Below are 10,995 nucleotides of genomic sequence, written 5' to 3' on the forward strand. Positions count from 1 at the left end.
AGTCATTTACACAAAATTATTGACACTCCCATTCCAACAACAGTGGACACTTTTTTTCAAAAACTATTAATACTATATTATGTTTATTTATCTATAAAAAGCTTTAAAAAAACACATTACTTTTATGAAGAAAGAAATTATGTATATTCTTTTTGAGAACGTAGTGAACAAAAAAATATACTAATTTATTGATGAAGAAAAGCTTATTACTAATTGAGTTTTATTGTCCTGTTTTGTTGTCATTCAATTTGAATGGTATATAACTTCTTTAAAAGAAAGAAGGACAACAAAATTGAAATATCTATCTGATTATATAAAAGAAAATGATTTTAAAAAATGGATTGAAAGTAATGAAGATATATTGCTAATTGCTAATGCAGGTGCTGGCAAAACGTATTTACTATTAGAACAATTCGTTTCATATGCCAAAGAAAAAGGTTTAAAGGTTCTATATTGCTACAATCGAAACAGTATGCGAACACAATTTGCAGCAGCATATGAAAATAAATATGATAATTTGACAATCACAATCTATCAATCACTTGAAAAGAAATGCTTATTTTCAAAAAATGATCAATATTTAACAGAATATGATGTGATTTTATGCGATGAATGTCATTATTTTGTATCGGATTCATGGAACAAAAACACATATATTTCATTTGAAAAAATTCAACGTAATAATGCTAAAAAAATCTATTTCACTGCTTCACCCGAGCCGTTTTTTGCGATTCATTCACTAATTAAAAATAGTTTTAATGTTATTGATATGCGTTCGTTGACACAACAAAACGTTGATACTATCTATATTACAAGTGGTCAAACGCTATTCTATGAAGCAGAAGAATATTTTTTAAAGCAAAATAAAGTGATTCATTTTGAAAATAATAAAGAAAATAACATGAAATTAGCTTTGAAATATGCTTCAAAAGGCTATAAAACAGTTACATTAGACGCAGATTCAAATAATGAAATCACAAAATTAATTGATAGTACATCAAATGAACAAAATATATTTGTCGATTTTCTTGCAACAACTTCAACAAATGAAAACGGTGTGAACTTCAATATTGAAAATAATGTAATGATTACGCTTGCTAAAAATTTTGATTTTACGAGCATTGTTCAATCATCTGCACGACTAAGAAAGTTCAATGATAATCACATTTCTATGCTTATTAATACACCACATAAAACTTTGTTGCAAACTTGTTTTAAAAGCAATGAAAAAAAACTTAAAGAACTATGCAAAAAGAAAAATGATTTAATGAAAGCAAGTAGTTTAGTTGTTTCAATTTTAAAATATGATTTTTATATTGCACGATTAGATTTGGAAAATAAAACAATTGATGAAATGCTAAAAACAAAAGATTTAGCATTATTTTATGAAACAAAATTAAAAGAATTGTTTTCAAATGCGAGTGTTAAAGTCATTGATAAATACGATTTAATACCCATTGAAGAAGTGTTAAATGATTTATTAGCAAATGATGATCAAATAATCTTAGAAAAAGATATGCAGCAACTTGTTAAAGATACGCTTTGCATTGGCATTAGTAAGATAAAAGAAAAAATGATTGAAAAATTCGAAGTAACAACTGACAGAAAAACAAATGAAGGACATAAAGAAACTATTTGGATTATTAAACGTATAGCAAAAAATTGATTTAATTAAATTATTAAAAATAATCCCCAAAACTCATTGATACATCCCCTATTGTTAAGTTTTATTTTGTCTAAAACACCAGAAATTTAACGATAAAATTCTTTAAATTTATCTTTTTTGGTTGTCAAAATTTTTACTCGGTATATAACTCCTATGTAACAAATTAAAAGGAGAGAAACATCACATGAACAACCTAAAAAAATATGGAAAAAAGGTACAAGATGGAAAATATTATTTAACAAAATTAAAAATTACAAAATGGGATTTCAAAGAATTAAGTACACAAAGTAAACGCACAGGAAGTATGGGTAAAACAAAACCAAAATGGAGAGAGAGCGACGGAATTGATTACCCTGTTATCACATATAATGCTTCTGAATTAAAAGGGGTAACATCACATGCATAAAGATTTTCTCGAAGAAATCAAAAAAATACTTGTAAATTCACAAGCAAATTACTCAAAAGAATGGCTATCTCTAAAAGAAGCAGCTACTTATGCGGGGGTATCATATAATACATTTATAAAATTTCGTGAAATGGGTTTACGTGTAGCAGAAATTGAAAGTGTAAAGCGGGTATCTCGTAAAGAAATTGATACATTTTTTGAAAATCATAGCTATTAAAATAAAGAGGAATTGTCTTTAGTATCTACGAGCGTATAATAGATATTGGAGGTAATTCCTCTTCTTTTTATTGCTCTTACAACGCAACTAGAAGGAGAATTATCATGTCAAAAAGCACAACTACTATTGAAAAATACGAATTAAAGAATGGTGAAAAGCGTTACCGTTTCCAAATTTATGTAGGTATTGATCCACTTACAGGAAAAGAAAAACGTACAACACGTTCAAATTTCAAAACGCAAAAAGAAGCAAAACTTGAACTAGCACGTATCAAGCTAGAAATAGAAAATGGCACATTTTTCAAACAAATTGCTGAAACTTATTTTGACGTTTATAACCTATGGATAAAGCAATATGAAAAGACTGTTGAAGAAAGTACATTCGTCAAAACAACAGGAATCTTTAGAAATCATATTTTACCCGCAATGAGCGATTATAAAGTTGAAAAGATTAACATTGATGTTTGCCAAAAGCACGTTGATGATTGGTCGGACAAGCTAAAGAACTTCCGTATTGTAAAATCTTACGCAGCCAAGGTGTTGGACTTTGCCATTAAGCGTGGCTATATTCAAACGAATCCATTCAACCATGTTGATATGCCTGTTGCTCTAAAGAAGAAACAAGCTAGTACAGAAGAGAAGAAAGAAAACTTCTATACACGTGAAGAATTAATTGAATTCCTTTCTTGCTTTGAAAAAGAAAATAACGTTAAAGCCTATACCCTATTCCGACTACTTGCTTTTAGTGGTATGCGTAAAGGTGAAGCACTCGCACTTACATGGAAAGATATCGATTTTAAGGAAAATGTGATTCATATTAATAAAGCTATTTCTCGTGGCAAGAATAATCAACTTTATGTGAAATCAACCAAAACAGGCGTTGCTCGTTCTGTTGTAATGGATTCTCGTACAATGACTATTTTAAAAGAGTGGAAAAAGAAGCAGAAAGAGGACTATTTTAAATTAGGATTCAATACAAAATCACCTAATCAATTAGTATTTAGTAATGAATACAATGAGTTTCTTCAACCTACGAAAACAAGAAAATGGATTGTACAGGTTCAAAAGAAATATCATCTCAAAGAAGTTTCTACACATGGATTACGTCACACACACTGTTCTCTATTATTTGAAGCTGGAGCAAAAATTAAAGAGGTACAGGATCGTCTAGGACATAGTGATATTCAAACAACAATGAACATCTATACACACGTTACGTCTAAAGCGAAAGAAAGTGCTATTCAGAAGTTTGAAGCGTATTTGAGTATCTAATTTTCTCTTAGAACATTGATTAAATTATTGGAGGTAATACTAATGGCAATTCCTACATATGAACAATTTATGTATCCATTCCTAGAATACTTATCAGATGAACGAGAACATACGTTAAAAGAGTTATACGAATACTTACCAAAAGTATTTCAATTAACAGAAGAGCAAATTGAAGAATTATTACCTAGTGGGAAACAATCTATTGTGGTCAATCGAATTGGTTGGGCTAGAACTTATTTAAAAAATGCGGGTTTAATCGATAGTCCTAAAAGAGCTATATTTCGAATAACTAAACGTGGAAAATCTATTTTAGACGATCCATCTATTAAAGAAATTAATGATTCAATTTTAAAAAAATACCCAGAATTTTTAACTTTTAAATATGGTAAAAACGAAGAAGCAGAAATCGTATCTCCTAAAGCTGAAGAATTAAATACACCTTTAGAAATCATTGAGAAAAACTTCAACTTACTTAAACATTCAGTACAACATGAACTATTAAATAAGATTATGAGTTGTACACCTAGCTTCTTTGAACAATTAATTGTTGAATTACTTGTAGCAATGGGCTATGGAGGTTCAATTAAAGATGCAGGGAAAGCAGTTGGCAAATCTGGTGATGGTGGCATCGATGGCATTATTAAAGAAGATGTACTTGGCTTAGACAAAATTTATTTACAAGGTAAAAGATGGGCTAATCCTGTATCACGTCCTGACATTCAGGCATTTGTCGGCAGTTTACTCGGCGTAAAGGCTAATAAAGGCGTTTTTATTACCACGTCTAGATTTACAAAAGAAGCTATTGAATACGCTCAAAATGTTGATCGCTCATTAATTTTAATTGACGGTGAAAAATTAACAGACTTAATGTTTGAATACAATGTTGGTGTATCAAATGAGTCTGTTCTTACTTTAAAGAAAATAGATTTAGATTATTTTGAAGAGGGTTAATATAATCTCACTGTAAAATAAAATTGTACAGGATAGTAACTACGTCTTTAGCTACGGTTTGTTGAAACTATATGAAGCTCACTGAAATTAAAAAAGTGCCAAAACCCTTATTTATCAAGGACTTTGACACTCATTGAAACCGTATGATTTCACTCTATGGAGACGGCGGGAATCGAACCCGCGTCCAGAAACTCTGATACTTCAGTTACTACGCGTGTAGTTTGTCTATTTAGGATTCGCACAGCATTATGCCGACAAACAGGCGTCCTGTGTGCTAACTTGGAAATCTCTTGCTACTAGCTCAAGTGGCACTAGCAACCGTATCCCACTAAAGTTGAGCCTAGCTACGCTACATGGGCGATAGAGCAGTTAGGCAGTTTCGAGCTTACGCTGCGAAAGCTAAGTTATTGTTTGTTTTGCCAGTTATTATATAACTTCCGTTGTTGACGAAGCCGAGACCTCCGACGCGCAACTCAAGCTCAGACCATCCCTGTCGAATCCGTAACGTCCCCTTAATATCGAATTTTTATACACGGCGTATTTCTTCGTCAACTTCTTTCAGTCACATCCTCATGCACCTAAGTGCACTCCGGTGTTCCTTCATTCGTTTCCTCGAACTACTTGTGTCTAAAAATTCTGCGGAGAGTAGTATAATTTAGTGCAACATTCTCTACGCATTAGATTTTTATATACTGCGTACTACTTCGTCAATTTCTTTCAGTCACATCTTCATGTACCTAAGTGCATTCCGGTGTTCCTTCAATCAATCATCTAAACTACGAAAAGGCATGTATATATCATCCATTAAGGTGCTGATGTTATCAGCGTTTCGGATCAGTATGATTACTCATACTGTGAACTGGCTTATTTGCTATACATAGAGTATATGACAAATTAGGTCATACTTCAAGTGGTATATCTTAGTATTGATTTTTTGCTTTTACGGCACGTGCCATATCGCGTTTTGCTTCTTTTTTCTTCATGTCTGCACGTTTGTCATAGTTTTTCTTACCTTTACCAAGGCCGATTAATAGTTTAGCGTATCCATCTTTTATGTACATTTTAAGCGGTACAATTGTGTAGCCATCGCGTTTGACATCTATATTCAATTGTTGGATTTGCTTTTTATGTAGCAATAATTTACGGACGCGCACTGGATCATGGTTGAAAATATTTCCTTGTTCGTAAGTACTAATATGCATATTGGAAATCCAAGCTTCTCCATTTCGGATTAAGATAAAAGAGTCCTTCAGTTGGACTTTCCCTTTTCGGATAGATTTGATTTCAGTACCACTTAGTACGATACCAGCTTCGATTGTTTCTTCGATGTAATAATCAAAACCAGCTTTTTTGTTTTGTGCTAAAACTTTACCTGTTCCTTTTGGCATTTGGCGTCACCTCTTCAATATCGGGTTGAGAAGAGCGAGAAGCTCTTCTCTTATCGTTTCTTTCTACGGCGTTTTTGCTGTTTCTTTGCAATGCCTTCGTAGAATGCTTTCTTTTTGTTTTTTCCGCTGCCGTTTTTGCCAGCAGCTTTACGTTCTTGTTTACGAGTTTTACCGTTTACTCTTGGACCACTTGGTGTACGTTTTCGTTTCTTGTCGTTTCCACCTTTTTCTCTACCATGTTCACCATCTCTTGATTTTGCGCGAATAACAACTGGTGCTTGACGGCGAGTACGTCTTTGAGCTTTCGGCATTCCCACAATTTCAAAGTCGATTGCAGATTCTTCCACATTCACTTCTAGTACACTGATTTCTACTTCATCGCCAATGTGGAAAATACGTCCTGTTCTTTCCCCAATCATCACCATTTGACGATCATCGAAGTTATAGTAATCGTCTGTCATATTACTAATATGCACAAGGCCTTCAATTGTGTTTTCTAATTCGATAAACATACCAAAGTTCGTAATAGAGCTAACAATACCTGTGAATTTTTCACCGATTTTATCAGCCATATATTGAGCTTTCTTCAATGATTCTGTGTCACGTTCCGCATCTACTGCACGGCGTTCACGATTAGAAGTGTGCTCAGCAATTTCATCCATATGAGCGCCCCAATAGCTTACCGTTTCTTTACTCTTATCACCATTGATCAAATACGTACGAATCAATCGATGGACGATTAAGTCTGGGTAACGTCTAATTGGAGAAGTAAAATGTGTATAAAAATCTGTTGATAAACCAAAGTGTCCTAAACATTCTGGGCTATATTTTGCCTGTTGCATTGAGCGTAACATCATAGTTGAAATCACTGGATATTCAGGTTCATCTTTTACAGAATCTAAAATCTCTTGTAATGCTCTAGGTTCAACTGTATTTCCTGTACCACGAACGACTAATCCAAAATTCGTGATAAACTCGAAGAATCTTTGTAACTTTTCAGGTTTTGGATCTTCGTGAATACGATAGATAAACGGTAAATCCATACGATTGACATGTTCTGCAACTGTTTCGTTTGCAACTAACATAAATTCTTCGATAATACGTTCCGCAACAGTTCTATCACGTAATGCAATATCGATTGGCCATCCATTTTCATCGACGATTACGTAAGATTCTTTAAAGTCAAAATCGACTGCTCCTCGTTTCATACGACGATTGTTTAAAATCCCAGCCAATTCTTTCATATTTTTAAACATTGGAACAAGTTGTGCATAACGTTCTTTTAACGCTTCATCATCTTCTTCTAATATCTTATAGACATCCGTATAAGTCATACGTTCAGTTGTACGAATCACACTTTGGAAAATTTCATGGTCAACGACTTGTCCGCTTCCATTGATGGTCATTTCACAAGAAAGTGTTAAACGATCCACTTGAGGATTTAAAGAACAAATCCCATTTGATAGACGATGAGGAATCATCGGAATTACACGGTCTGTTAAATACACACTTGTTGCACGATCATATGCTTCACGGTCTAAAGTAGAACCATCTGTCACATAATAACTTACATCAGCAATATGGACGCCCAATTTATATGTGCCATCTTCATTTTTTGTCACTGTAACGGCATCATCCAAGTCTTTTGCTGTTTCGCCGTCAATTGTTACAATCATTTGGTCACGTAAATCTCGGCGACCTTCGCGATCTTTTTCGGAAATTTCATCAGGTACTGCACTTGCAGCATCTATAACTTCTTGTGGGAAATCTACGGTAATATCGTGTTTGTGGATAATCGAAAGAATATCTACTCCAGGATCATTCTTGTGTCCTAATATTTTCGTTATAATCCCTGTCGCAGAACGGTGTTCACCTGGCCATTCAATAATTTCTGCAACTACTTTATGACCATCCATAGCACCTAATGTATTTTCTTTTGGAATAAAAAGATCCATCGGTAATTTTTTATCATCGGGTACAACAAATCCAAATCCTCGGTTAGCTTGGAAAGTTCCTACTACTTTTGTGATTCCACGTTCAATAATTTTAATGATAGAGCCTTCGCGTCTATCTCCAGAAGTTGTCTTTGAAACATGGATAAGAACTTTATCTCCATTTACAGCACCATTAACCTCTGTAGGTGGAATAAATACATCATCCATACCTTCTTCTTCAGGTGCAACAAATCCAAATCCTTTAGCATGTCCTATAAAACGACCTTGTATATAATTCATACGTTCTGGTAAACCATAACGATTTGTACGTGTTCGTACAACCTCACCTTGTTGCTCAAGTTTTACAAGAGTCTTTACGAGTTCTTTGAATTCTTCAGCATCTCGAAAGCCGAACTGATCTTCAAATTCTGCTACCGTTAATGGTTTATAGGCTTCTTCTCTCATAAATTCCAATAATCTTGTTTCTAATGTTGGTTCTTCGAAATTCATCGTTCTTCCCTCCTTCTACTAGCATTTGCAATCATTACTTTTTTTACTCATGCCAATCGAGTGACTCTAAAAAAGTATATATATCTTCATGCAATTGTTTTCTTTCTTGACCTAATGTAATAACATGCCCAGATTCTTCATACCATTTTATCTGTTTATCATTAGATTCTACTTGTTCATAAATATACTCTGCAGATTTTATGTCGATGACATTATCTTTTCGTCCTTGAACAACAAAAAGGGGCGCATAGATTTCATCAACATGTTCTCTTACTTCATATATTAATTCACTTAGTTCTTTTAATGATGGCATACCAGTTTTTTTGATGTAGTCCAAACTTGCCTCAGACTCTTCTTTACTTTTAGCAAAGTTCTGATTGAATCTTTCTGCATATTGGACGACGCCCTCAAACATTTTATCCGTTGAACGCATTGTCATCGGTGCACACATTGTTATGATAGCCTTAACTGGATAAGAATAACCTAATTTTAGTGAGTATACGCCACCAAGAGATAATCCTGCTACGGCAATTTCTTTATATCCAGCATTTTGTAATGTTTGATAACCATCAAGTACACTTTGCCACCATTGTTGTGGGTTGGTATGTATAAGTTCTTCTGGCGGAACACCATGACCTTTATAATGTGGAGCCAGTGATGTATAACCTTTTTTCTCTAGAAAACGCCCAAGCATACGTACATCCGCTGAATTTCCAGTAAATCCATGTAAAAGTAATACCGCTCTTGGTCCAGCTTCAAAGAAAAATGGTTGTGGTAATGTAGGTTTCATGATGAGGTGGCCTCCTACTACTTTGATATCTATAATTAAACGCTCCGCTTTTAATCTATCTAGCTCCGCCGGCTTGCCCCTCGTGTCATTTCGGTCCCTCGGTCGAAAGTTGAAAAACACTTTCGATTCAGGCCCTCCAATGCATGTCGGGGCAGTTCGAGCCGGCTCCGCTTTTAATCTATCCAGCTCCTCGCGCCAGNACACTTTCGATTCAGGCCCTCCAATGCATGTCGGGGCAGTTCGAGCCGGCTCCGCTTTTAATCTATCCAGCTCCTCGCGCCAGCCCCTCGCGTCACTTCAGTCTCTTGGTCGAAAGCAAAATACGCTTTCGAGTCAAGCCTTCCAGTGCTTGTCGGGGCTTATCGGGCGCAATCCGCTTTTAATCTATCCAGCTCCTCGCGCCAGCCCCTCGTGTCATTTCGGTCCCTCGGTCGAAAGTTGAAAAGACACTTTCGATTCGGGCCCTCCAATGCATGTCGGGGCAGTTCGAGCCAGCTCTGCTTTTAATATCCTATAGAAAACGCCTAACCATGAGTGGCCAGGCGGTTTTTTAGTGTGCATTAGATTCTTGCGATAGCGATTGCTAACACGAAGAATAAGATTGATAATACAACAGTAATACGGTGTAATACTAAGTCTACCCCGCGGGCTTTTGTTTTCCCAAAAAGTTGTTCAGCTCCACCAGAGATGGCTCCTGAAAGACCAGCACTCTTACTAGATTGCAACAATACTACGATAATCAAGGCAACTGACACGATAAGAAGTAAAGTCATAATTGCTGTATGCATATGTTCCACCTCCTGATTCGAAACATCACAACAGTCTTATCTTACCAAAAACTGTACGTAATGACAACGAAGTTCTACTTTTAGCAGTAAACAAACCAATACAATACACACTTTTCTATTATTTTATCATTGTTACTATATTTTGACGATAAAAAATATTTAAACTGGCCTCTGAAAGCATTTATCCATCATCGTATGTAGTTCACGATAGGATGCGAACACCTGTGATGGTGAATGTATTTTCCTTCCTAGTTAACTGCTTAACTTGTTTAAAAAAATCATCTTTTTTCCATAGAGAACATTTTATCCTCCTTTACATAAACTAGAACTGAAAAAAATGAAATGATAAGGAGGATTTTTAATATTTGATTTTATGATTTGGACATTAGTAGATGATTATATTACAGATAGATTAATTCCTTTTGATGCTTCACTTGATCAAGTACAAAAGACAAATAAGCAAGCAGGTATTCCTGATATCAATGTCTCCGCAACACATGGAAAACTCTTATACCTTTTAGCTAAAACAAAAGGGGCAGAGAATATTTTAGAAATTGGTACACTCGGTGGATATAGTAGTATTTGGATGGCTCGTGCTCTTTCTGAAACAGGAAAAGTCTATACACTAGAATTCAATCCACAGTATGCAAAAATTGCCGAGCAAAATATCCGTGAAGCTGGCTATGAAAATAAAATAGAAGTTATTGTTGGGAAAGCTTTGGATACGTTATCCAAACTTAAAGAGAAGGAATTATTGTTTGATCTTATTTTTATCGATGCAGATAAAGAAAATTATCCACACTATTTAAAATGGGCATTAACATTAGCCAATCCAAGTGCAATTATTATTGCTGACAACGTCGTAAGAAACGGCAAGATTTTTGATGAAACAAGTGATGATGAGCGAGTAAAAGGAATACAAAAGTTTATGGATTTACTGGTTAATAATCCTGCTATAGATTCTACAGCTATTCAAACTGTCGGTGCTAAAGGCTACGACGGGTTTATGATAGGCATTGTCAAATAATCATTTTTTCAATAACTAATCGAGTAGGAGGGAGTGATTAACTCCCG

General features: G+C 34.7%; 10 protein-coding genes and 1 other RNA gene. 6 read left to right on the top strand and 5 right to left on the bottom strand.

The genetic code is table 11. The annotated features are described in order from the left end of the window. Positions 1-292 precede the first annotated feature (292 nt). The 5 genes from CW357_RS17120 to CW357_RS17140 all read left to right on the top strand — a co-directional run bounded on the left by CW357_RS17120 (position 293) and on the right by CW357_RS17140 (position 4,511). Positions 293-1,666, top strand: a complete 1,374-nt coding sequence (locus tag CW357_RS17120) for a DEAD/DEAH box helicase family protein (RefSeq protein WP_164489638.1) — start codon at positions 293-295, stop codon at positions 1,664-1,666. Positions 1,667-1,850: 184 nt separating this feature from the next. Then, positions 1,851-2,072 (top strand): hypothetical protein, encoded by a 222-nt coding sequence (locus tag CW357_RS17125; RefSeq protein ID WP_124218683.1) that lies wholly within the window; start codon positions 1,851-1,853, stop codon positions 2,070-2,072. Further along, positions 2,065-2,289, top strand: a complete 225-nt coding sequence (locus CW357_RS17130) for a MerR family transcriptional regulator (protein ID WP_124218684.1) — start codon at positions 2,065-2,067, stop codon at positions 2,287-2,289. Before CW357_RS17125 ends, CW357_RS17130 begins: the two co-directional genes overlap by 8 nt. A 104-nt stretch (positions 2,290-2,393) precedes the next feature. Beyond that, positions 2,394-3,560, top strand: a complete 1,167-nt coding sequence (locus CW357_RS17135; RefSeq protein ID WP_124218685.1) for a site-specific integrase — start codon at positions 2,394-2,396, stop codon at positions 3,558-3,560. 42 nt (positions 3,561-3,602) lie between these two features. Further along, positions 3,603-4,511, top strand: coding sequence for a restriction endonuclease (locus CW357_RS17140; protein ID WP_124218686.1), 909 nt, complete (start codon positions 3,603-3,605; stop codon positions 4,509-4,511). Between the two features lie 154 nt (positions 4,512-4,665). Here CW357_RS17140 and ssrA read toward each other — a convergent pair. The 5 genes from ssrA to secG form a co-directional block, all read right to left on the bottom strand. Next, positions 4,666-5,023, bottom strand: a transfer-messenger RNA (tmRNA) gene (gene ssrA, locus CW357_RS17145). Between the two features lie 408 nt (positions 5,024-5,431). Further along, entirely contained in the window at positions 5,432-5,899 is a 468-nt protein-coding gene (gene smpB, locus CW357_RS17150; RefSeq protein ID WP_124218687.1) for an SsrA-binding protein SmpB, read from the bottom strand. Positions 5,900-5,949: 50 nt separating this feature from the next. Further along, a complete protein-coding gene (rnr, locus tag CW357_RS17155) occupies positions 5,950-8,343 on the bottom strand; it encodes a ribonuclease R (protein ID WP_119414631.1) in 2,394 nt (797 codons plus the stop codon). Between the two features lie 43 nt (positions 8,344-8,386). Continuing rightward, positions 8,387-9,133, bottom strand: coding sequence for an alpha/beta hydrolase (locus tag CW357_RS17160; protein WP_119414630.1), 747 nt, complete (start codon positions 9,131-9,133; stop codon positions 8,387-8,389). A 560-nt stretch (positions 9,134-9,693) separates the two neighbouring features. Beyond that, positions 9,694-9,921 (bottom strand): preprotein translocase subunit SecG, encoded by a 228-nt coding sequence (gene secG, locus CW357_RS17165; protein WP_119414629.1) that lies wholly within the window; start codon positions 9,919-9,921, stop codon positions 9,694-9,696. A gap of 373 nt (positions 9,922-10,294) precedes the next feature. On the opposite strand from secG, the gene CW357_RS17170 reads away from it, so the two are divergent. Continuing rightward, positions 10,295-10,948 (top strand): O-methyltransferase, encoded by a 654-nt coding sequence (locus CW357_RS17170; RefSeq protein WP_119414628.1) that lies wholly within the window; start codon positions 10,295-10,297, stop codon positions 10,946-10,948. The last annotated feature ends 47 nt before the right edge of the window (positions 10,949-10,995 follow it).

It is taken from the genome of Rummeliibacillus sp. TYF005, assembly GCF_003844195.1.
In the GTDB taxonomy this organism is placed as follows: Bacteria; Bacillota; Bacilli; order Bacillales_A; family Planococcaceae; genus Rummeliibacillus.

What these genes read in the sequence shown, in the direction of transcription:
- CW357_RS17125 (WP_124218683.1), top strand. Translation starts at nt 1,851, where the DNA reads ATGAACAACCTAAAAAAATATGGAAAAAAGGTACAAGATGGAAAATAT.
- CW357_RS17130 (WP_124218684.1), top strand. Translation starts at nt 2,065, where the DNA reads ATGCATAAAGATTTTCTCGAAGAAATCAAAAAAATACTTGTAAATTCA.
- CW357_RS17135 (WP_124218685.1), top strand. Translation starts at nt 2,394, where the DNA reads ATGTCAAAAAGCACAACTACTATTGAAAAATACGAATTAAAGAATGGT.
- CW357_RS17140 (WP_124218686.1), top strand. Translation starts at nt 3,603, where the DNA reads ATGGCAATTCCTACATATGAACAATTTATGTATCCATTCCTAGAATAC.
- smpB (WP_124218687.1), bottom strand. Translation starts at nt 5,899, where the DNA reads ATGCCAAAAGGAACAGGTAAAGTTTTAGCACAAAACAAAAAAGCTGGT.
- rnr (WP_119414631.1), bottom strand. Translation starts at nt 8,343, where the DNA reads ATGAATTTCGAAGAACCAACATTAGAAACAAGATTATTGGAATTTATG.
- CW357_RS17160 (WP_119414630.1), bottom strand. Translation starts at nt 9,133, where the DNA reads ATGAAACCTACATTACCACAACCATTTTTCTTTGAAGCTGGACCAAGA.
- secG (WP_119414629.1), bottom strand. Translation starts at nt 9,921, where the DNA reads ATGCATACAGCAATTATGACTTTACTTCTTATCGTGTCAGTTGCCTTG.
- CW357_RS17170 (WP_119414628.1), top strand. Translation starts at nt 10,295, where the DNA reads ATGATTTGGACATTAGTAGATGATTATATTACAGATAGATTAATTCCT.